23 protein-coding genes are annotated in these 19,624 nt (G+C 58.9%); 8 read left to right on the top strand and 15 right to left on the bottom strand.

What is annotated here, in order from left to right:
* The first annotated feature begins 97 nt into the window (after nucleotides 1–97).
* Together trxB and M0P56_RS11435 are read left to right on the top strand one after the other, a co-directional pair.
* A complete protein-coding gene (gene trxB / locus M0P56_RS11440) occupies nucleotides 98–1,066 on the top strand; it encodes a thioredoxin-disulfide reductase (RefSeq protein ID WP_291510151.1) in 969 nt (322 codons plus the stop codon).
* Between the two features lie 3 nt (nucleotides 1,067–1,069).
* Nucleotides 1,070–1,648 (top strand): Smr/MutS family protein, encoded by a 579-nt coding sequence (locus tag M0P56_RS11435; RefSeq protein ID WP_291510150.1) that lies wholly within the window; start codon nucleotides 1,070–1,072, stop codon nucleotides 1,646–1,648.
* A 16-nt stretch (nucleotides 1,649–1,664) separates the two neighbouring features.
* Here M0P56_RS11435 and M0P56_RS11430 read toward each other — a convergent pair whose 3' ends face one another.
* Genes M0P56_RS11430 through ispD form a run of 5 tightly spaced genes read right to left on the bottom strand, consistent with a single transcriptional unit; the run spans nucleotide 1,665 to nucleotide 4,732 of the window.
* Nucleotides 1,665–1,874: a heavy-metal-associated domain-containing protein gene (locus M0P56_RS11430; RefSeq protein WP_291510149.1), complete on the bottom strand. Its 210-nt coding sequence runs from the start codon at nucleotides 1,872–1,874 to the stop codon at nucleotides 1,665–1,667.
* 55 nt (nucleotides 1,875–1,929) lie between these two features.
* Nucleotides 1,930–2,400, bottom strand: a complete 471-nt coding sequence (locus M0P56_RS11425; protein ID WP_291510148.1) for a heavy metal-responsive transcriptional regulator — start codon at nucleotides 2,398–2,400, stop codon at nucleotides 1,930–1,932.
* A gap of 56 nt (nucleotides 2,401–2,456) precedes the next feature.
* Nucleotides 2,457–3,545 carry a tRNA pseudouridine(13) synthase TruD gene (gene truD, locus M0P56_RS11420; RefSeq protein ID WP_291510147.1) on the bottom strand — a complete coding sequence of 363 codons (1,089 nt, stop codon included), beginning with the start codon at nucleotides 3,543–3,545 and terminating at the stop codon, nucleotides 2,457–2,459.
* On the bottom strand, nucleotides 3,538–4,017 hold the full coding sequence (gene ispF, locus M0P56_RS11415; protein WP_291510146.1) for a 2-C-methyl-D-erythritol 2,4-cyclodiphosphate synthase: 480 nt from the start codon (nucleotides 4,015–4,017) through the stop codon (nucleotides 3,538–3,540). Before ispF ends, truD begins: the two co-directional genes overlap by 8 nt.
* Before the next feature lie 4 nt (nucleotides 4,018–4,021).
* Entirely contained in the window at nucleotides 4,022–4,732 is a 711-nt protein-coding gene (gene ispD / locus M0P56_RS11410) for a 2-C-methyl-D-erythritol 4-phosphate cytidylyltransferase (protein ID WP_291510145.1), read from the bottom strand.
* 152 nt (nucleotides 4,733–4,884) lie between these two features.
* Between ispD and mfd the strand changes: the two genes are divergently transcribed.
* The 4 genes from mfd (at nucleotide 4,885) to gorA (ending at nucleotide 11,739) form a co-directional block, all read left to right on the top strand.
* On the top strand, nucleotides 4,885–8,334 hold the full coding sequence (gene mfd / locus M0P56_RS11405) for a transcription-repair coupling factor (protein ID WP_291510144.1): 3,450 nt from the start codon (nucleotides 4,885–4,887) through the stop codon (nucleotides 8,332–8,334).
* Nucleotides 8,331–9,449 carry a phosphoserine phosphatase SerB gene (gene serB / locus M0P56_RS11400; protein WP_291510143.1) on the top strand — a complete coding sequence of 373 codons (1,119 nt, stop codon included), beginning with the start codon at nucleotides 8,331–8,333 and terminating at the stop codon, nucleotides 9,447–9,449. The genes mfd and serB overlap by 4 nt, the downstream gene beginning before the upstream one ends.
* Nucleotides 9,450–9,586: 137 nt before the next feature.
* On the top strand, nucleotides 9,587–10,330 hold the full coding sequence (locus M0P56_RS11395; protein ID WP_291510142.1) for a glutathione peroxidase: 744 nt from the start codon (nucleotides 9,587–9,589) through the stop codon (nucleotides 10,328–10,330).
* 59 nt (nucleotides 10,331–10,389) lie between these two features.
* Nucleotides 10,390–11,739, top strand: a complete 1,350-nt coding sequence (gene gorA / locus M0P56_RS11390) for a glutathione-disulfide reductase (protein ID WP_291510141.1) — start codon at nucleotides 10,390–10,392, stop codon at nucleotides 11,737–11,739.
* Between the two features lie 53 nt (nucleotides 11,740–11,792).
* On the opposite strand, the gene M0P56_RS11385 is transcribed toward gorA, so the two are convergent.
* The 8 genes from M0P56_RS11385 to radC all read right to left on the bottom strand — a co-directional run bounded on the left by M0P56_RS11385 (nucleotide 11,793) and on the right by radC (nucleotide 16,333).
* Entirely contained in the window at nucleotides 11,793–12,605 is an 813-nt protein-coding gene (locus M0P56_RS11385; protein ID WP_291510140.1) for an S-methyl-5'-thioinosine phosphorylase, read from the bottom strand.
* Nucleotides 12,605–13,153 carry a hypoxanthine-guanine phosphoribosyltransferase gene (locus M0P56_RS11380; protein WP_291510139.1) on the bottom strand — a complete coding sequence of 183 codons (549 nt, stop codon included), beginning with the start codon at nucleotides 13,151–13,153 and terminating at the stop codon, nucleotides 12,605–12,607. Before M0P56_RS11380 ends, M0P56_RS11385 begins: the two co-directional genes overlap by 1 nt.
* Before the next feature lie 7 nt (nucleotides 13,154–13,160).
* Nucleotides 13,161–13,538 carry a DsrE/DsrF/DrsH-like family protein gene (locus M0P56_RS11375; protein ID WP_012536107.1) on the bottom strand — a complete coding sequence of 126 codons (378 nt, stop codon included), beginning with the start codon at nucleotides 13,536–13,538 and terminating at the stop codon, nucleotides 13,161–13,163.
* Nucleotides 13,539–13,649: 111 nt separating this feature from the next.
* Complete coding sequence (locus M0P56_RS11370) at nucleotides 13,650–14,006, bottom strand: YtxH domain-containing protein (RefSeq protein ID WP_291510138.1); 357 nt, start codon at nucleotides 14,004–14,006, stop codon at nucleotides 13,650–13,652.
* Nucleotides 14,007–14,029: 23 nt separating this feature from the next.
* The gene (locus M0P56_RS11365; protein ID WP_291510137.1) at nucleotides 14,030–14,383 is read right to left on the bottom strand and encodes a hypothetical protein; all 354 of its coding nucleotides are present in this window, start codon (nucleotides 14,381–14,383) and stop codon (nucleotides 14,030–14,032) included.
* 163 nt (nucleotides 14,384–14,546) lie between these two features.
* Nucleotides 14,547–15,293 carry a phosphatase PAP2 family protein gene (locus tag M0P56_RS11360; protein ID WP_291510136.1) on the bottom strand — a complete coding sequence of 249 codons (747 nt, stop codon included), beginning with the start codon at nucleotides 15,291–15,293 and terminating at the stop codon, nucleotides 14,547–14,549.
* Between the two features lie 3 nt (nucleotides 15,294–15,296).
* On the bottom strand, nucleotides 15,297–15,662 hold the full coding sequence (locus M0P56_RS11355; RefSeq protein ID WP_291510135.1) for a diacylglycerol kinase: 366 nt from the start codon (nucleotides 15,660–15,662) through the stop codon (nucleotides 15,297–15,299).
* A complete protein-coding gene (gene radC, locus M0P56_RS11350) occupies nucleotides 15,659–16,333 on the bottom strand; it encodes a DNA repair protein RadC (RefSeq protein WP_291510134.1) in 675 nt (224 codons plus the stop codon). Before radC ends, M0P56_RS11355 begins: the two co-directional genes overlap by 4 nt.
* 32 nt (nucleotides 16,334–16,365) lie before the next feature.
* Between radC and coaBC the strand changes: the two genes are divergently transcribed.
* Both coaBC and dut read left to right on the top strand, forming a co-directional pair.
* On the top strand, nucleotides 16,366–17,619 hold the full coding sequence (gene coaBC, locus M0P56_RS11345; protein WP_291510133.1) for a bifunctional phosphopantothenoylcysteine decarboxylase/phosphopantothenate--cysteine ligase CoaBC: 1,254 nt from the start codon (nucleotides 16,366–16,368) through the stop codon (nucleotides 17,617–17,619).
* Complete coding sequence (gene dut / locus M0P56_RS11340) at nucleotides 17,616–18,068, top strand: dUTP diphosphatase (RefSeq protein ID WP_291510132.1); 453 nt, start codon at nucleotides 17,616–17,618, stop codon at nucleotides 18,066–18,068. Before coaBC ends, dut begins: the two co-directional genes overlap by 4 nt.
* Nucleotides 18,069–18,181: 113 nt before the next feature.
* On the opposite strand, the gene rplQ is transcribed toward dut, so the two are convergent.
* Both rplQ and rpoA read right to left on the bottom strand, forming a co-directional pair.
* Nucleotides 18,182–18,556: a 50S ribosomal protein L17 gene (gene rplQ / locus M0P56_RS11335; RefSeq protein ID WP_291510131.1), complete on the bottom strand. Its 375-nt coding sequence runs from the start codon at nucleotides 18,554–18,556 to the stop codon at nucleotides 18,182–18,184.
* A 30-nt stretch (nucleotides 18,557–18,586) separates the two neighbouring features.
* Nucleotides 18,587–19,606 (bottom strand): DNA-directed RNA polymerase subunit alpha, encoded by a 1,020-nt coding sequence (gene rpoA, locus M0P56_RS11330; RefSeq protein WP_291510130.1) that lies wholly within the window; start codon nucleotides 19,604–19,606, stop codon nucleotides 18,587–18,589.
* Nucleotides 19,607–19,624 lie beyond the last annotated feature (18 nt).

Here is a 19,624-nt window from a genome sequence, read left to right as displayed (position 1 = left end):
GTGTTAAGCTTCCGGCCAGTAATTCGCATAAGTCTGGACGGGTTCCGCCGTGTGCGCAGCTCGTCCAATACCGTTCCACTCCGGCAGCGAGGTATCCATGAGCGATCCGAAAAGTGTCATCGATGAAAAACATTGTCGCCTACTCATCCTGGGCTCCGGTCCCGGTGGCTATACGGCGGCTATATATGCGGCACGCGCCAATCTGAGCCCGATACTAGTACAGGGCATGGAGCCCGGCGGCCAACTGATGACCACCACGGACGTGGACAACTGGCCCGGTGCGGCAAATGGCATCATGGGTCCGGAGCTCATGCAGGAACTGGAAAAACAAGCGCGGCGCTTTGATACCGAGGTTTTATTCGACCACATTCATACCGCAGACCTGAGCCAACGACCCTTTCGCCTCAGTGGAGACCAGCATTGTTATACTTGCGATGCGCTGATTCTCGCTACAGGTGCATCTGCCAAGTACCTTGGTTTGCCCAGCGAAGACCAGTTTCGCGGCAAAGGCGTTTCCGCCTGTGCGACCTGCGACGGATTTTTCTATCGCGGACAGGCGGTCGCGGTAGTCGGTGGCGGCAACACTGCAGTGGAAGAAGCGCTCTATCTCAGCAATATCGCCAAGCACGTAACGGTCATCCACCGTCGTAACCGGTTCCGTGCCGAAAAAATTCTGCAGGACAAGCTGATGGCCAAGGAGAACGTCACCATTATCTGGGACCACTCTGTGGACGAGGTACTGGGTGACGACTCCGGGGTCACCGGCTTGCGGATTAAGCATGTGGAAAACGGCAGTACCCAGGACCTGACGCTGATGGGGGTGTTCATTGCCATCGGCCATCAGCCCAATACCAGCATCTTCAAGGGACAACTGAAGATGGACGAAGGGGGTTACCTGATTACCCGCGGCGGGCGCGACGGCATGGCAACAGCCACCAGCATTGAGGGTGTGTTTGCGGCGGGCGATGTACAGGACTATGTCTATCGCCAAGCAGTGACCAGCGCGGGCAGCGGTTGCATGGCTGCGCTGGACGCGGAGCGTTGGCTGGAGCAACAAGAGGACTGAAACATGAGGCGGCGGCGGCCAGATCAGCCGGAGAAGCAAGAGCCAGTGACCGATGCAGCAGAAGCAGATTGCTTCCTGCGGGCGGTGGCCGATGTCCGGCCCCTGCCAGCCCCGCCGCCTCCCCCACGTCCTGCACCACCACCGCCCCTACCGCTACAGCGGCACCAGGATGAGCTGGCCGTTCTCGAAGCACTCGGCCACGGCCTGAACGGCGATGAAGTATTGGAATCTGGAGACGAGTGGCTTTATTTGCGGTCCGGGCTGTCTCCGGCCCTGCTACGGGACTTGCGCCGGGGACGGTTCCGGATTCAGGAGCGGCTCGATCTGCATGGCTGTACCGTTGAAGAGGCTCGTACTGAACTGGCGACATTTTTGCGGGAAGCGCGGCAATGTCGCTGGACCTGCGTCTGCGTCATCCATGGCAAAGGACTGGGATCCCCTGGTCGTATTCCCGTCCTGAAAAGACTGGTGGGTGGCTGGCTGATGCGTCACCGGGAAGTACTGTCCTTTGCTCAGGCTCGCCCTGAAGAAGGGGGCAGCGGCGCATTGCGTGTTCTGCTGGGCTGGCCTCGTCGAGGATAAGCAATCCAACCATAGCTTAGGCCTTTAACCGGGCACTGTAGCCTTCTTCTTCAACAGCATGAATCAACGGACCTGGGAGCAGCCCATCTCCCTCAACCCAGGCTGTCGCGGCGTCGAAATCGACCGACACCTGCTGCACACCCGGGATATTTTGCAACGCTTTTTCCACCGCCATAACACAATGTTTGCAGGTCATGCCCTGTACGGACAATTCGAGACATTCCATGGGTAGCCATTCTCCTTGTTTGGTTATAACGTGTTTTACCAAAACACGCTCAGCGCTATGCCACGCTGTAGGGCGACTGGCTATCCTGCCGCTCCCAGCGCTCCCGAACAGGCATGGCACCTCCTGCGTCGGCCAGGGAGGCCAGAATCGGACAATTTGCAACGGAGCCGTGACCGGGACAACGCTCAGCCTGCTGCGCAAGGGCTGTGCGCATCCGTTGCAAATCAGCGATCTTGAAATCAATCTCGGCAAGTTTTTGCTCGGTGAGTGCTTTGACCTCACCCATGTCATTCTCGACACTGCTGCTGATATCCAGCAACTCCTTCACCTCTGCCAGAGAAAAACCGAGATTCTGGGCACGCCGGATAAAACGCAGACGAGCTTCCGCTTCGCCGTCATACAGACGATAGTTGGACTGGGTCCGCTGCACCGGCCGAATGAGTCCAATCCGCTCATAATAGCGCAAAGTCTCTGCGGCAAGCCCTGCTTCACGCGCCAAACGACCAATGGTCACTGGGGTTTCCATATTATATCTCTCTCCCTGATATAACGCTTCTGAGCATAGTGTCCATTGTAAAGCATCTAGTCAACACAAAGGTCAAGCCTCGCTGCGTCGGCCATTTCCTGCCCGAAAAGGCTCTCCACACAACTCGTAGCGAAGGCTCCGGCAGGGAGAAAAAAGCTCAAGACAAGAGTCTGTGTATCTTGCCAGTGGCTAGTCAGGTTCTCGGGACGCGCGCGCAAGGGACGCCGGGCAGCATCTAGTCCCTGTTCCGCAAGGCATTGTGCCCAGCGCAGGCCGTCACCCGCTGCACCAGCGATGATGGGTCGGGCACTTAGTGCCGATGCCTCTAGCACTGCGGCGACAGTGGCTGGTGCCAACCCACCACGGCCCGGCAGAGGACCGGTAGGATGCAGGTCCCAGTCGGCGGCACGCACCTGCAAATCCGTCAGACCATCGTCTTCCGCCAAAAAAATGCTGTGCGAACCCGCCAATTGCACGATTTCGCCCGGCAGAATCTCCGTCCAGTTAGCTTGCCGCACCCGCTCAGCGAGGACCAGATTGAACAGGGCGGCACGGGCAGCGGACCAGAGCAGGCCGCGCCGATGGCGGTCTACCCGCATCGGCTGCCCGGATAGCAATCGCGCAGCCTCCTGCAAATTACGATGCCCAAAGCGCTGGGCACCAAAATAGTTGGGGAACCCACCTTGTATGAGATGTTGCAGACGGGCATCCCAGAGACTGCGCTCTCCTGTGGTGGCGCGCAAAATGAGCTGGAAGTGATTGCCACGTAACACACCCCGACGCAATTTACGGTCGTGGCGGCTGATCTGCCGAAAGTGCAGACAGTCGTCTTCCAGACTGGCCCAGTCCGGATCAGGCCCCGGCGTGGCTGGCACCGTAAAACTCTGCTGGGTAATGGCATGGCGATCCTTGAGACCGGCAAAGCCCACATCGCGGACCGCCACACCCGCGCAACGCGCCAGGCGGTTGGCCACATCCTGGGTATTGAGGCCGCGCTTCTCCACCACCAGCCAGTGATGGGCGCCCAAACCGGATGCGGTAAAGGGCAGCAGTTCCGTGACCTGAAAGTCTTCTGGAGTTTGTCGCAATCCGGCGCTGAGCAAACCGCCCTCTGCGGGATAGATGCGCGGCGGACTTTCAGACATGCTGTATCAGAACGACGGCGTGGGCAGCAATGCCTTCACCCCGACCGGTATACCCCAGTTGTTCGGTAGTGGTCGCTTTGATGTTGACCACATCGAGCTCCACGGCGAGGTCAGCCGCAATATGGGCGCGCATCTGCGGGATATGAGCTGCCAATTTGGGACGCTGACAGACGATGGTCGCGTCCACATTGCCTACCGAAAAACCTTTCTCCTGTACCAACTGGTGACAATGCCGGAGCAGGAGCCGCGAATCTGCGCCCGCGAAACGGACGTCGGTGTCGGGAAAATGGCGACCGATGTCGCCCAGGCCCGCCGCCCCCAGCAGCGCATCGCAGATGGCGTGAAGGAGTACGTCAGCATCGGAGTGGCCAGCAAGGCCAAATTTGTAGGGGACCGTCACACCGCCGAGAATAAGGAGTCTACCGGTCACCAGCGCATGTACGTCAAAGCCATGACCAATACGCAGTTGCATGGGGTTATTCTTCATCACGCGCTGCAAGAACGGCGGCTGCCAGCACGAGATCATCCTGCATGGTGACCTTGATATTGTCACCATGCCCGTGAATCAAACGGGGGCACCAGCCCTGCCATTCCATCGCCGAGGCCTCATCGGTGATCTGCAGATTCTGTCCACGCGCCGCTTCCAGCGCAGCCAGTAGAGCACCGAGGGGAAAGGCCTGTGGTGTGAGGGCGCGCCACAATTCCTCACGATCTACAGTGCCCATGGAATGCGCATTCTCTGCACGCTTCAGCGTGTCGGCAACCGGTACGGCGAGAAGAGCGCCCTGGGGCGAATGCGTCAAACTGTCGAGCAGGAGCAACAGGTCTTCGCGACGCAGACAGGGCCGAGCGGCATCATGCACCAGCACCCAGTCGCCCCCCCCTGCCCCCTGCCGCAGCAGCGCCTCCAAACCAAGACGCACCGAATCCGCGCGCTGAGCACCGCCGACGACAGGGGGCAGGAGCGGCCCTTGCACAGGTCCCAATAACTCCCGCCAAGTACCGGTCGCAACATCCTCACCTGGCAGAACCAACTGAATGCCGGCAACACATGGCTCCCGAAGGAAGACCGCCAGAGTATGGGCAATGACGGGACGGCCGCGCAGCAGAACGTACTGCTTGGCCTGCGCCGCTCCAAACCGCTGTCCCCGCCCTCCCGCCGGGATCACTACCCAGACGCGCTCCATGTGAACCTCCCGACTTTCATAGACCAAAACTGTAAACCGAAGTATCCGCAGTCTTTCGAGAAGACGCAACAAAGCAGCACCCCGTTTTGCAGTTTCCACAGCACCCCTTTACACTAGGACCCTTCAGAGTCCCCACATAAGATCAGACATTCTTGGATCGAAGTCTTTCTCTCGGCACCCCGCCGCGCGCCGGGGCGGCACGCGCATTTAGTCAAATTTACGGTGCTGCGGATAGCTGGCTGGCGGCGCAGATGGCGCGTCAGTGGCAGCGCCCGCTGCTGATTCTGCTGCCGAATGCCCGCGACGTGGAGGAATGGCAGCGCGAGTGGCGTTTTTTTGCACCGGACTTACCATCGCCGCTGATTTTTCCGGATCGCGAAATCCTTCCCTACGATCGCCTGGCGCCGCCGGCAGATGCCACGGCCACCCGGCTGGCTACCCTCGCTACTCTGCCGGAATGGCGTGGCGTTTGTCTCGCCCCACTATCCGCCGTCCTGCAACGCCTGCCACCGCGCAGTTTCCTCGACCAGCACGCTTTTGTCCTCGCCGTCGGCGACCACCTCAGCCCAGAGGGTTTCCGTCAGCGTCTGATCGACGCCGGCTATCGCAATGTCAGTGAGGTTTCGGAGGCCGGCGAATTGGCCTGGCGCGGCGGGATCATTGATCTTTTTCCCAGTGGCAGCCCCTCGCCTTACCGCATTGAACTCTTCGACAGATTAGTGGAGAGCATCCGCGCCTTCGACCCGGAAACCCAGCGTACCCTGCAAAAAGTCGAGCGGGTCTCTCTGCTCCCGGCGCGGGAGGTGCCGGTGGACGCTGCCGCGCTGCAGGAATTTCGCAGCCAGTTCCGCGCCCGCTTCAGCGGTGATCCACAACGTGCCGAGATATACCGGGCGGCCAGTCGCGGACAAGTACCCCAAGGCGCCGAGCATTATCTCCCGCTCTTTTTTCCCGAGAGCAGTCATCTGCTGATGCACTTTCCCAAAGACGGTGTCATCTTTCTGCCCCCCGGCCTGGAGGCATCCGCCCGGCATATTCGCGAGGACTGGCGGGAGCGCTACGAGGAACGGGCTCATGACACGGCATATCCCATACTGCCACCCGACGAACTGCTCCTGCCCCCCAGTGAATGGGAGGATGTCCTGCGTGGTCGGGCTCTAGTATACGGGCAACAGGAAGGCGACGCGGAGCATCTGCCGACTGCACCCCTCCCCGGTCTCCATGGCAGCCCGGAATCGCCACTGGCCTCACTCGATACCTTTCTGCGCCACCTGCCGGCAGCAGGCCGGGTCATCCTCGCCGCTGAATCGCCGGGCCGCCAGGAAGCCCTGTCAGAACGGCTTGGCAAGAGCGGACTGCTCCCCACCCGGGTTCAGGACTGGCCGGAGTTTTTGGCGGGTACGGAACGGATCGCCATCACCGTGGCGCCCCTGGAACGCGGCTTGCTCATCAAGGAAAATGGCCTGGTCAGCCTGGCGCTGGTCTCCGAGGCGCAAATTTTTGGTGATCGCGTCTTTGCCCAGCGGCGCAGCACCAACGCCCGGCAGCGCAGCATTGAAGGCTTGGTCCGCGATCTCGGCGATTTACAGCCGGGTGACGCCGTTACCCATGAGGAATACGGCATCGGCCGTTTTCAGGGCATGGCCACGCCCTTTGCCGCGCAAGGCGACATCAATGAATACGTGGTCCTGGAGTACGCCAACGGCGATCTCGTCTACGTCCCGGCGGATCATCTGGATCGCATTGCGCGCTATGTCGGTAACGGTGCGACGGAGCCGGTGCTTTCCCGCCTGGGCAGCAATCACTGGGAAAAAGCCAAGGCCAAGGCGCGGCAAAAGGCCATTGACGCCGCCAGCGAACTGCTGGATATCTATGCGCGCCGCGCGGCGCGCACCGGCCGGGCTTTTGCCGCACCCGATGACGCCTACTGGGAATTCGTGTCCCGCTTCCCCTTTGAGGAAACCCCGGATCAGCAGCAAGCCATCGACGCCGTCATTGCCGACATGACCAGCCCCCACCCCATGGACCGCCTGGTCTGCGGCGATGTGGGCTTCGGCAAAACGGAGGTGGCACTCCGCGCGGCCTTTATGGCGGCGCACAGTGGTGCGCAGGTGGCGGTGCTGGTACCCACCACCCTGCTCGCCCAACAGCATTACGAGAATTTCCGGGACCGCTGCGCCGGACTGCCCCTGCGGGTGGAAGTGCTCTCCCGTTTCCAGAATGCCAAAATGCACAAGCAAGTGCTCGCCGCCGTGGCCGCCGGGGAGGTGGATATCCTCATCGGCACCCATCGCCTGCTGCAAAAGGATGTCGCCTTCCACGACCTGGGTCTGCTGATTCTGGATGAGGAGCATCGCTTCGGCGTACGCCAGAAAGAGCGAATCAAGGCACTGCGTGCCGAGGTGGATATTCTCACGCTGACTGCCACCCCTATCCCGCGCACCCTGAATCTCTCGCTGGCCGGCCTGCGTGACTTATCCATCATCGCCACCCCCCCCCAGCGCCGCCAGCCGGTACGCACCTTTGTGCAGATCTGGGATGAAGCGACAGTGGTCGAAGCATGCCAGCGCGAACTGCATCGCGGCGGCCAGGTATATTTTCTGCATAATGAGGTGCGCGACATTGAGCGTATGGCCAGCACTCTGCGCCGCCTGTTACCGGAAGCGCGCCTGCGCGTGGCCCATGGCCAGATGCCCGAGGGCGAACTGGAAGCAGTGATGCTGGATTTTTACCATCAGCGCTTCGATATCCTCCTCAGCACCACTATTATCGAGTCAGGTATCGACAATCCCCACGCCAATACCATCCTCATCAACCGTGCCGACAAATTCGGTCTGGCCCAGCTCCATCAATTGCGTGGCCGGGTCGGTCGTTCCCATCAACGCGCCTACGCCTACCTCTTCACCCCGGACCCCCGCGCGATGAGCGACGATGCCCGGCGCCGCCTCGATGCCATCCAATCTCTGGAAGATCTGGGCGTTGGCTTTGCCCTGGCCAGCCACGATCTGGAAATCCGTGGGGCGGGAGAACTGCTCGGCGAAGAACAGAGCGGGCATATGGATGAAGTCGGTTTCACCCTCTTCATGGAATGGCTGAGCGATGCGGTGGAGGCCATTCGTGCCGGACGTGATCCCCGCAGCCTGGAAGAACAGCGTACCAGTGGCCCGGAAATCCATCTCAACACGCCTGTGCTGATACCTGATGACTACCTGCCCGACGTGCACTTGCGCCTGCAACTTTATAAACGCCTCAGTGACGTGCGCAGCGATGCCGCTATCGGTGAGATCATGGTGGAGATGATCGACCGCTTCGGGCCCATTCCTGCACCGACCCGCACCCTGCTCTGCCAGACCCGGTTGCGTCTGAGTGCCATCCAGATCGGCATCGAACAAATCGACGCCGGTCCCGCTGGCGCCCGCCTGCAATTTGCCTCCGAAAATCAGGTGGCCCCTGAAAAAATCATCCAACTCATCCAGCAGCCTCACAGTATCTACCAATTGGACGGCGAACACCGGCTGCGCATTCGCCGCGATCTACCCGACGGCGAAGCGCGCTGTCAGGAATTATTGCAACTCGTTGACCAACTAAGGATTCAGCCATGAGCAGCACGCGCCTCGCTATTCTCAGCCCCGCCTCACGCGGCCCCATGAGCCTGCCAGCTAGCATGGGCCAACTGGTGGCGGATGTGGAAAGCCACCAGGAACTCTGGGGCTGCTGGCTGCAAAGCTGGAATTTGCCGGTCACCGTTAGTGAAATCGCCCCATTCCTCGACGAACTCGCGCGCCAGGCGCTGCATCAGGAACGAGAAGTGATCTGGGCTCCTATGAGCAGCGCCAGCAGTGCTGTACGTCTGGTGCTGCATGGTGCGGCACAACCCGAGGCACTGCGCCGGACACTGACCACCCTGCATCTGCAAAGCCTTATGCCGGGCCGCGTGCTCCATTGCCAGGGAGACGATCTGGCCCTCGTCCTGCACGGTCCCAGCGGCCCCTTGGGCGCCAGCAACCACCGTCTCATTGAAGCTCTGGAAGGCGTCTTTCTGGATGTTGCCGTGACTCCTCTCTGGGGCAAGGGTCATTTCCGATTATTGCTGGCCGATATGGACTCGACCTTGATCGGCATTGAATGCATTGACGAAATGGCCGACCACCTTGGTCTCCGGCGGCAGGTCGCCGCCATCACCGAGCGCTCCATGGCCGGCGAACTGGATTTTCAAACCTCCCTGCGCGAGCGGGTACGTCTGCTGGCCGGTACGCCAGCGAGCATCATCGATACCATCATCCGTGAGCGCTTGCGGCTCAGTCCCGGTGCCCGAGAACTGGTGGCAGCGGCTAAGGCCCAAGGGCTGGAGGTCGGTGTCGTGTCCGGCGGCTTTACCCAGTTTACCCGCCACCTGCAAGAGGCGCTGGACCTCGACTACGCCTTCGCCAATACCCTGGAGATCATCGACGGGCAAATCACCGGCCAGGTGCTCGGAGACATCGTCGATGCCACCGCCAAGGCCGATCTCCTCGACCTGCTGGCCATCAGTCTGGGCACCGATGCCAGCCATTGCATCGCTATTGGCGATGGCGCCAATGACCTGCCCATGATCCGCAAGGCGGGCGTTGGCATTGCCTACCATGCGAAAGCCGTCGTCCGCGCTCAGGCGGATTTTCAAATTCGCTATGGTGGTCTCGACACAGCATCTACCTATCTCGGCTGGGACAACGCCTGAGATCCGCACGCCGACAGCTGCCATTTGATACTTGATTTTGTTTTAGACCATGTCTATACTCAGCCCATGTTCAGCACAAGGCGATCGAATGCACATCGGCAATGGTGCCGCAACTGTAGCATAAACAGGAGACTGAGATGAAACTGACCAGCATAGAAGGCCAAAGCGTTCCCCAGGTCGTATTCCGCACCCGCGATGATAATCAGTGGCGCGATGTCAGCACCGACGAACTTTTCAAGGGCAAGACCGTGATCGTGTTCTCCCTGCCCGGCGCCTATACCCCAACTTGTTCCTCCAGCCATCTGCCGCGCTACAACGAACTTGCGCCGACCTTTCGCGAAAATGGCGTAGATGACATCCTCTGCATGTCAGTGAATGACGCCTTCGTCATGGATGCCTGGGCCAAAGAACTGGCTGTCGAAAACATCCACCTGATTCCCGATGGTAATGGTGAATTCACGGAAGGCATGGGCATGCTGGTGGACAAGAGCGAACTTGGCTTCGGCAAGCGTTCCTGGCGCTACTCTATGCTGGTGAAGAATGGCGTCATCGAAAAAATGTTCATCGAGCCCGACAAGCCCGGTGACCCTTTCGAGGTGTCTGATGCGGATACCATGCTCCACTACCTCAACCCGGAGGCACGCGACCCCGAGTTCATCACCGTCTTTACCCGCGAAGGCTGCCCGCATTGTGCCCGCGCTAAAGCACTTTTGAAGAGGCACGGTATGGCTTTTGAAGAGATCAAAACAGGTATGGGTACCGGCGTCAGTTCGCGGACGATTCGCGCGGTGAGCGGACGTTCGACTGTGCCGCAAATCTTTATCGGCGGCAAACACATCGGCGGTGCCGACGATCTGGAGAATTACTTCGGCGGGAAGTAAAGTCTTAACACCTACTCCAGGTGGTTACCCGCTCTACCCCCCCGCAAAACGGAGACGTTATGACGCAATCCTATGATCTCATTGTTATCGGTGGGGGCAGCGGCGGCATCGCCATGGCCAACCGCGCCGCCCGCTATGGGGCAAGCACCGCGCTGGTCGCCGCCGGTCCATTGGGCGGCACCTGCGTGAATGCAGGCTGCGTCCCCAAAAAAATCTTCTGGAATGCCGCCCACCTTGCCGGGCAAATGAAAATGGCGGAAGAATACGGCTTCGATGCCGTAACACCCCGCTGCCACTGGGAACTCCTGAAGCAGCGGCGTGACGCCTACATCGAGCGACTCAATGACCGCTATGCTCAGGGCCTGAATGGTAATGGCGTTACCTTGATTCGCGGGCATGCCCGTTTCTCCGGCGCGCATCAGGTCCGTGTGGATGACAACACACTAGAAGCCGAGCATATTCTGATCGCCACGGGCGGACAGCCGGTCTGGCCCGACATTCCGGGTGCCGAACTGGGCATCACCTCAGACGGGTTTTTTACCCTCGAAAAGGCGCCGCGCTGTGTTGCCGTGGTCGGCGCGGGTTACATCGCGGTAGAACTCGCAGGGGTACTCAACGCGCTCGGCAGCGACGTTTCTCTGGTTATGCGTCGCAAGCATTTCCTCAATGATTTCGAGTCGATGCTGCGCGAAAATCTCATGGATGCCATGCTCCATCAAGGCATCAATCTCCTTGCCCAACGCCAGGTCCGGGAAGTGGAAAAACGCGCCGATGGCTTGTGCCTGCACTTTCAGGACGGTGACTGCCTCGGTGGGCTGGACGCCATCATCTGGGCTATCGGCCGCCGCCCGAACAGCGCCGACCTTGACCTCGAGCTCGCGAACATCGCCGCTGCCCCGCAGGGTTTTATCCCCGTGGATGCTTTCCAGAATACCCAGGCATCCGGCATCTATGCTGTTGGCGACGTCACCGCTGGCCCGGCACTCACGCCCGTCGCCATCGCCGCCGGGCGTCGTCTCGCCGACCGCCTCTTCGACGCCCAGACAGCGCGTCATCTCGATACCCATCTGGTACCCACCGTGATCTTCAGCCATCCCCCCATCGCGACCATTGGGCTCAGTGAGGCAGCTGCCCAGGAGCAATACGGAGAAGAGGCGGTCAAAGTCTACCAGACAATCTTTACCCCAATGCTCCGCGCCTTTTCGGCGGAACCGGAAAAAGCCGCGATGAAGCTGGTCACGGTGGGCAGGGAGGAAAAGATTATTGGCCTACATGCCATCGGTGACGGTGTGGACGAAATGCTTCAAGGTTTTGCGGTAGCCCTGCACATGGGCGCGACCAAACAGGATTTTGATGACACCATTGCCATCCATCCCACCAGCTCCGAGGAATTCGTCACCATGCGCTGATGGCTTCCGCGATATATCGACAGAGGGGGATGTCATCGACACGAGCCATTGGATTACTTTTTGTGATGCAAATGGTTGAGCGCTTCTGGTCCCACGGAAGTAGTACAACTGCACTGCCGACTGTCCGCGAGCAAAGGCACCGCATTTTCCAACACTTTTCGCACCCGCCCCATTCCCTCGTGCATGACCGCATCAATAGCTTCCATGGTGATCGGTTCCGCCGACTTGCCCGCCGCCGGATTGACCACCAGCGACAAGGGCGCGTAGCACAGACCGATTTCCCGTGCCAACACCGCTTCCGGAGCCCCGGTCATCCCCACCACATCTCCACCGTCCCTTTCGATACGGCGAATTTCGGCGATGGTTTCCAGGCGCGGTCCTTGGGTAGCCGCATAGGTACCACCGTCAATAACCACGATATCCGCAGATCCCGCCGCCTGCAGCAGGCGCTCACGTACCTGCTGACAATAGGGCTGAGAAAAGTCGATATGAACCACCATGCTTTCCCCACCCTCAAAGAAGGTGCTGGGACGCCCACTGGTGTAATCAATTAGCTGTTCAGGCAGACAGAGGACGCCTGACTGCATGGCAGCAGTGATTCCACCCACCGCCGCCACCGCAATAACATGCGTCACACCGACATGGTGCAGCGCCCAGATATTGGCGCGATAATTGACCCTGTGCGGAGGGATCGTGTGCCCATAACCGTGGCGTGCGATAAAAACGACTTCTTGCCCACCCAACTGGCCAAAAGTCAGGGGGCCAGACGTCTCCCCGAAGGGGGTGCGGATCACCCGACGGTTGCGAATCTGCAAATTTTTGAGCTGAGTCAGACCGCTGCCACCGATAATGCCCACCACACCCATCAGCCGTCCTCCGGCAGAACAAAAATACCCGGTGCGTTCCGCCCCAGGCCGCGTGCATCCAGCCCGTAACCGAACACAAAGCGGTCCGGCACTTCCAGCCCCACATAGTCCACCTGTACATCAATCGCGCGAGGACGGACTTTCCGCACCATCACCGCCGTATGAATGGCCGCAGCGCCCTCCGCCTTGCAGTATTCCTGCAAGGCTTGCAGGGTGACGCCCTCATCAAGGATATCGTCCACCAGCAAAACCACAGCACCTGCCAGTGGTTCTTTGGGGCGCGTACGCCACTGCAAGGTACCACCACTGGTTTCCGCACCGTAGCGACCGACTTGTACGCAGTCGAGTACCAGGGGAAAATGCAGCTGAGGCATCAGTTGACCGACCACTACGACGGCACCCGTCAGCACACAAAGCAACACCACCGGACGCTGCGGCGACAAATGTTCTAGGTCTTTATTAATGGCAACGGCCATCCGCTGGATGGCCGTCTCCACCTCTTCCGCGCTAAACAGATGCTCAGCGGGCCCTAAATGGGTAGGTGTCATAATGGCGTTAGTAGGTAAAGGTAACCACGTCGTCGTCCATGGCCTGCTCAATGACATAAGCACCACCGACGATGTCCTGGATTTCGGGAATCAGGTCTTCCTTGGTGCATTCCCACAATTCAAGGGTCGGAGTGCAAACAAAGAATTTCACACCCGCCTCATGGGCATCCTTGATAAAGTCATAAACACTCTTGGGGCTGCCCGGCATAACAAACATTTTTTCCGCAACACCCTTCTTGGCCAGCTCGCCAGCGCGTGCGGTCAACACAACTTCAACCTCAAAGTCCATCGCGGCAGCCACTGTTGCCTGAAAGAAAGGCGCACCCAACTCCTGGGGGTTGGATGGATCAGTGTTCACCATAACCATCAACAATTTATCAGCCATGTATATCTCCTTAAAAAATTCGGCCCGCCCATCATAGCCGTCCCAGTCCGGCGCCGCGCCATGAAATGATTGATTACACCATAAAAAGTCACGGGACCATATCAAGCATTCTTAGATATCGGTTTCCTGTGCCTCAATACGGCGCGCCCGGCTGGCCCGGGTCAGGATATCCCGCTCCTCTGCCAATGCTCGCTTGGCTACCTGAATAGCCTCCAGCAGATCCTGGCGTTTGGACTCGACCAAGTCACTGCCCGCATCCATCAGGCGTGCGGTCTTTTCCTGGATTTCATCAATGAGCACACCGATACGTTCTTCGGCCAGCGACTCCATATTGCGCAGGCGATCCCGTCCCTTATCCATAGCGCGACGCAGTTCCTGGCGCGTCTCTGCACCACTGGCCGGGGCAAGCAGCAGGGCGCTGACCGCGCCAATCAGCACGCCAATAACAAAACCTTCTGCATTCTTCATTGTCGTCTCCTCGCTGTTTCCAGCTAATGTTTCCGGGAAAAATAACGCCATCCTGTGCGTAGCGCTCGGTACCACAATCCTAGCTCATGAACCGGCCGAACCAGGGCATCCGTCGTGTCCATGATCTCCTCACTGAGATACCTGAGAGTGGAATCCACCCGCCCCATCTGTATTCGCCCAGTCTGGGTGATGTGTTTGATGTCCGCCAAGGCTACCTTGATATCAAACACCAGCGGTCCGACGTCCTGTTCAACCCTGGCCAACAACCTTTCCAGGCGCAGGTGGACCCGTATCAGCACAGCCGTTGTCACCGCGATGATCAACAGAATAATAATCATGACAATAGCAATGATGGTTACTCCCGCACTGACACTCATCCTTTCCCCCAGAGCCTCCGTATATCGAAAGCAAATCCCTTAACGCAGAAAGAGCAAACACATCAATTATAACCCCATGGCCCACCCCGCCATCTTGCCTTATTATAAACTGCACCTGCAGCCTGGGTAAAACCGTAAGTACCGATGTGACGCGGTGGCTTTATCAGAATGCTAATACATGCCCCATCACGACCATTCCGGCGATACTCAGCAATCCCAAGGCCACTCTGCTCCAAATCTTGCGAGCACCAGTCAGCACATATCGTGGATGTCGGTAGCGATAAGTTTGCCAGCCCCCCCAGAGCAGGCCCAGCCATAATCCGGACAGCAACCAGGCCCCAAACACATCACTAGGCCAATCTACCCCCAGGATCAGGCGACTCCAGGAGATGGCTGCGACCAATACCGCAAGCAACGTCACCATCGCCAGACGCAGGCCACGATGCCGCACCATAACAAGGAGGTACAAAGCCAAAAGGCCATAGACCATCACACTGAGGCCCACGTGCCCGCTTGGGAACGCAGGCAACAGCATTTCTGTCGCCGTCGGAGGCCGGGCACGTGCCGTAGTCACTTTTACCAACTGAACGAGCACTGCGAATACTACGGCGCCTGAAACCAGCAGAATGCCATCGAAAAAACGCCATGCAGCGAAGCAGGCAACCGCCATCACTGCTACCAGCCAAGGCAGAAAATCTGGGCCGCCAAGCCGGGTCACCCCGACCCAGAACGGTTGCCAGACAGGGTCCCGGGACTGTAGAATCTCCGCCTCCCAACGGGCATCCAACAGCGCCCCCCGACGCAAGAGCACACCCGCGAGAAAATCACCAGCGTAAAGCCAGAGCAACGCTGCCACCCCCAAGCCGAGCAGCAGTAAAGTCAACAGCTCCCAGCGTTGTGGTCCGCGCAAATTTCAAAACCTTGTATGAAAGCGTCGCCACAACAACAACGCGGCAATCAATACTGCAGCGATGCTCAGCACCAGCACCGCCGCCGCGCCATAGTCCTTCGCGCGCGCTACCAGGGGGTGATATTCCGGGTTTACCAAGTCAGCCAGAGATTCTACGGCGCTGTTGAGCAGCTCTGCCGCCAGCACTGCACCCATGAGCAAAATACCAACCCCCCACCAGATGAGCGATGCCTGAGTCCAGTACAGAAGAATCACGCCCACCACAACTGCCAACAACTCTGTCCGAAAACTGGCCTCCTCACGGGCAGCGACCCACAGCCCATACCCCGCAAAAAAGGCACGCCGCCAGAGTGTACTGTTTTTTTTCACCAGCCCCCCTGTTCGCGCAGAGATAAGGGTTCGCCGTCGCCGACTATAAAGTGATCCAGCAAGCGCAGGTCAACCAGTTGCATGGCCTGATCCAGACGCCGGGTGAGGGAAAGATCCGCCACACTGGGTTCCGCCACGCCGGAAGGGTGATTGTGCGCAACGATGAGGGCTGCCGCATTCAACTCCAGGGCGCGCTTCAGCACTTCGCGAATATGCACGGTAGCGCCGTCTATGGTCCCCAGGAACATCTCCTCAAAACGCAGCACCCGATGGCGATTATCCAAAAAGATCACAGCAAAAACCTCACGGCAGCGGTCGCGCAAAGTGGCAGACAGATACTGTCGCACCCGCTGCGGCGAATCAAGGCTGTCTCCTCGCTGCCATTCCTCGGCGAGATGACGCTTACCCATTTCCAGCACCGCCTGCAAGAGCGCGTATTTGGCATCCCCGAGCCCTTTGTGCACACAAAAATCTTGATGAGACGCGGTAAGTAATGCCCGCAGGCTACCAAAATTCTGCAGCAAGTCCCGGGCCAGATCCACCGCACTTTTACCCACCACACCCACCCGCAGAAATATCGCCAGCAGCTCTGCATCCGACAGAGTCGCTGCCCCTTTTTGCAACAGTCTTTCCCGCGGACGTTCGTCCGTTGGCCAATCAGTGATGGCCATACGCTCCCTCCTTCCCTTACACTAGGAATGTGATGATGGAAAACGTATTCAACACGACAGAGCCCCTCGCTGGCAAACGAATTCTTTTGGGTGTAGGTGGCAGCATCGCCGCCTACAAGAGCCCGGAGATCGTGCGCGCCCTGCGCCAGGCAGGAGTAGAGCTGCGCGTGGTCATGACACGGGGCGCTGCTCAGTTTGTAACGCCGCTCACTTTGCAAGCCGTGAGTGGGGAGCCCGTGCGTAACGACCTCTTTGCCGCCGCCGAAGAGGCTGCCATGGACCACATCCGCCTGGCACGCTGGGCCGACGCCCTCCTAATCGCACCCATCTCCGCCAATGGAATGGCTCGTCTCGCCCAAGGCTTGGCCGATGACCTGCTCAGTACCCTCGTTCTCGCCAACCGTGCGCCGCTCTTTCTCGCACCCGCGATGAACAGTGCCATGTGGGCACACCCTGCGACGCAGCGCAATGTCGCCCAGTTGCGGGCGGATGGCGCCCACTTTTTGGGTCCTGACAGCGGCAGTCTCGCCTGTGGTGAGGAAGGTACCGGACGACTGTTGGCACCAGAGCGCATGGTGGGTGAACTACGTCTCGCTCTGGCCAAGAAAACCCTGCGTGGGCAACGCGTCCTCATTACCGCAGGGCCAACCTGGGAGGCGATCGATCCCGCTCGCGGTCTAAGCAATCGCGCCAGTGGCCGTCAAGGTTTTGCCATCGCCCAGGCCTACGCGGAAGCAGGGGCGGATGTGTTGCTGATTACCGGCCCAACCCATGAGCAAACGCCGCCGGGAGTAAGCCGCCAGGATGTTCTCTCTGCACAGGACATGCTCGCGGCCTGCCTGCAGGCACTGGACACGCCCACGGATATCTTCATCGCCAATGCTGCCGTCGCAGACCACAGGCCGAGTCAGTTCAGCGCGTATAAACTAGGCAAAACGGATATCGCAAACCCTTTGCCTCTCAGCATTAATCCCGATATTGTCAGCATGGTCCATCAGAACCCTCGGCGACCACGCTATATAGTCGCTTTTGCCGCCGAGACCCACAACCACCTCGCCGCCGCAAGCATCAAGGCGCAGCGCAAGGGGGCGGACATCATCGTAGTCAACGATATTAATTCTGCCGATATCGGGATGGGTGCTACCGAGAATGCCTGCAGTATTTTGCAGGGCGAACGGGTACTGCAGATCCCCCGTTGCAGCAAAATGGATCTCGCGCGCCATCTGGTGTGTCACCTCAGCACGTTTTTTCCACCTTCCGTTACGGAGTCCGAAGACCTTACATGAACAATCTGCAAATTCGCATTCTTGATCCACGCATCGGCCAGGAATGGCCCCTCCCCCATTATGCCAGCGCCGACGCCGCAGGCATGGACCTGCGCGCCTGCCTGGACGCCCCGCTGCAACTGGCTCCCGGGCAGGCAGACCTGGTCTCCGCCGGGTTTGCCATGCATATTGGCGACCCGCAGGTTACCGCGCTGTTACTGCCGCGCTCGGGTCTCGGACATCGCGGCCTGGTACTGGGTAATCTGGTCGGTCTCATTGACGCGGATTATCAGGGACCACTGAAGATTTCCCTGTGGAATCGTGGCACTACAGAGATAGTCATTGAACCAGGTGAGCGCGTAGCGCAAATGGTGCTGGTGCCGATTATTCGCCCGAACATTACAGTGGTTACCCGTTTTACCACGAGCGAACGGGGCGTCGCAGGCTTTGGCAGCACCGGACGTCAGTAGACGCCAATATGTCAGGAGCCGTTATACCGCCAAGCTTCTCCGCATATCCTAAAAATAGTTAATAAAAAACCGGCCTCGCGCATCAGGCCGGTTTTTTTCAGAACCATCTCTGACTATTCAGTAGTGGCTGCTTGCCGATCTACAAGCTCAACAATAGCCAACGGCGCATTGTCACCAGCCCGAAAGCCGTACTTAACAATACGCAGATAACCGCCTGGACGCGCCAGATAGTGTGGGCCGATATCATCAAACAACTTGACCACCGCCTGGCGATCACGCAAACGCGAAAACGCAAGGCGCCGCTTGGCCACTGTCGCATCCTTCGCCAGCGTGATCATCGGCTCCGCAAAACGCCGCAGCTCTTTCGCCTTGGGTAACGTGGTAACAATTCGCTCATGATGAAACAAGGATACCATCATATTGGCAAACATCGCCTGCCGATGACTACTATTACGATTTAACTGTTTACCACTCTTACGATGACGCATAACCCCATTCCCTCTACAAAATTTCTAACGTTAACTGCTGATAGAATCCGCATCGGCAGTTCGCCCAGGCACCGGTGGCAAATTCTCCGGCGGCCAATTGTCGAGTCGCATCCCCAACGTAAGGCCATGCGCCACTAAAACTTCCTTTATCTCGTTGAGAGACTTGCGTCCGAGGTTCGGTGCTTTCAGAAGCTCCTGCTCCGACTTCTGAACCAAATCTCCGATGTAAAAAATATCCTCGGCTTTCAAACAGTTCGCCGATCGTACCGTAAGCTCCAAGTCATCGACCGGGCGAACCAACAATGGCGTAAGACTCTCATTGGCCTGCGCCTGCAACGCCGCGGGTATTTCCTTCGCTTCCGCACCGGCTAACACACCGAGCTGACTGCGGAAAATACGGGAAGCCTCTTGCACCGCCCAAATCGGGTCGACCACGCCATTCGTCTCGACATCGAGTATCAGACGGTCCAGGTCAGTACGCTGCTCTACCCGGGCACTTTCCACCAGATAGCTTACGCGCAGTACAGGACTGAAACTCGCGTCCAGGGCCATCACGCCGATGCGCTTTTCATGACTCTGTCGACGCGTGGCTGCTGCGTCATACCCCCTGCCCTCGTCAATACGCAAATGAAGCACCAGTTCAACGTCACGGGTTAAAGTGGCAATCACTTGATCCGGATTGGCGACCTCAATGCCGTGTTCAGATACGATATCTGCACCCGTCATTTGACCCGGGCCACGCTTACGCAGCGTCACCACCGCGTCTCCGCGCCCATGCGCACGAACTGCCAACATTTTCAAGTTGAGCAGAATATCCACGACATCTTCCTGCACCCCTTCGATGCTGGAATATTCATGTAACACCCCTTCAATCTCGACTTCCGTAACCGCCGCACCTTTGAGAGACGATAACAACACTCGGCGCAACCCACTACCCAAGGTGTGACCAAAGCCACGCTCCAAAGGTCCGAGGGCAATACGCGCACGGTGTGCTGAAACTTCTTCCACATCGACGCCCTGCGGACGCAACAGCTCTCCTACCTCAGTCATAAGCGTTCCTCAACCCCC

Source organism: Acidithiobacillus sp. (assembly GCF_023229925.1).
In the GTDB taxonomy this organism is placed as follows: Bacteria; Pseudomonadota; Gammaproteobacteria; order Acidithiobacillales; family Acidithiobacillaceae; genus Acidithiobacillus.
The sequence above is the reverse complement of the archived record's forward strand: the minus strand, read 5'-3'. Positions and strand labels throughout refer to the sequence as shown.

What these genes read in the sequence shown, in the direction of transcription:
- trxB (WP_291510151.1), top strand. Translation starts at nt 98, where the DNA reads ATGAGCGATCCGAAAAGTGTCATCGATGAAAAACATTGTCGCCTACTC.
- M0P56_RS11435 (WP_291510150.1), top strand. Translation starts at nt 1,070, where the DNA reads ATGAGGCGGCGGCGGCCAGATCAGCCGGAGAAGCAAGAGCCAGTGACC.
- M0P56_RS11430 (WP_291510149.1), bottom strand. Translation starts at nt 1,874, where the DNA reads ATGGAATGTCTCGAATTGTCCGTACAGGGCATGACCTGCAAACATTGT.
- M0P56_RS11425 (WP_291510148.1), bottom strand. Translation starts at nt 2,400, where the DNA reads ATGGAAACCCCAGTGACCATTGGTCGTTTGGCGCGTGAAGCAGGGCTT.
- truD (WP_291510147.1), bottom strand. Translation starts at nt 3,545, where the DNA reads ATGTCTGAAAGTCCGCCGCGCATCTATCCCGCAGAGGGCGGTTTGCTC.
- ispF (WP_291510146.1), bottom strand. Translation starts at nt 4,017, where the DNA reads ATGCAACTGCGTATTGGTCATGGCTTTGACGTACATGCGCTGGTGACC.
- ispD (WP_291510145.1), bottom strand. Translation starts at nt 4,732, where the DNA reads ATGGAGCGCGTCTGGGTAGTGATCCCGGCGGGAGGGCGGGGACAGCGG.
- serB (WP_291510143.1), top strand. Translation starts at nt 8,331, where the DNA reads ATGAGCAGCACGCGCCTCGCTATTCTCAGCCCCGCCTCACGCGGCCCC.
- M0P56_RS11395 (WP_291510142.1), top strand. Translation starts at nt 9,587, where the DNA reads ATGAAACTGACCAGCATAGAAGGCCAAAGCGTTCCCCAGGTCGTATTC.
- gorA (WP_291510141.1), top strand. Translation starts at nt 10,390, where the DNA reads ATGACGCAATCCTATGATCTCATTGTTATCGGTGGGGGCAGCGGCGGC.
- M0P56_RS11385 (WP_291510140.1), bottom strand. Translation starts at nt 12,605, where the DNA reads ATGGGTGTGGTGGGCATTATCGGTGGCAGCGGTCTGACTCAGCTCAAA.
- M0P56_RS11380 (WP_291510139.1), bottom strand. Translation starts at nt 13,153, where the DNA reads ATGACACCTACCCATTTAGGGCCCGCTGAGCATCTGTTTAGCGCGGAA.
- M0P56_RS11375 (WP_012536107.1), bottom strand. Translation starts at nt 13,538, where the DNA reads ATGGCTGATAAATTGTTGATGGTTATGGTGAACACTGATCCATCCAAC.
- M0P56_RS11370 (WP_291510138.1), bottom strand. Translation starts at nt 14,006, where the DNA reads ATGAAGAATGCAGAAGGTTTTGTTATTGGCGTGCTGATTGGCGCGGTC.
- M0P56_RS11365 (WP_291510137.1), bottom strand. Translation starts at nt 14,383, where the DNA reads ATGAGTGTCAGTGCGGGAGTAACCATCATTGCTATTGTCATGATTATT.
- radC (WP_291510134.1), bottom strand. Translation starts at nt 16,333, where the DNA reads ATGGCCATCACTGATTGGCCAACGGACGAACGTCCGCGGGAAAGACTG.
- coaBC (WP_291510133.1), top strand. Translation starts at nt 16,366, where the DNA reads ATGATGGAAAACGTATTCAACACGACAGAGCCCCTCGCTGGCAAACGA.
- dut (WP_291510132.1), top strand. Translation starts at nt 17,616, where the DNA reads ATGAACAATCTGCAAATTCGCATTCTTGATCCACGCATCGGCCAGGAA.
- rplQ (WP_291510131.1), bottom strand. Translation starts at nt 18,556, where the DNA reads ATGCGTCATCGTAAGAGTGGTAAACAGTTAAATCGTAATAGTAGTCAT.
- rpoA (WP_291510130.1), bottom strand. Translation starts at nt 19,606, where the DNA reads ATGACTGAGGTAGGAGAGCTGTTGCGTCCGCAGGGCGTCGATGTGGAA.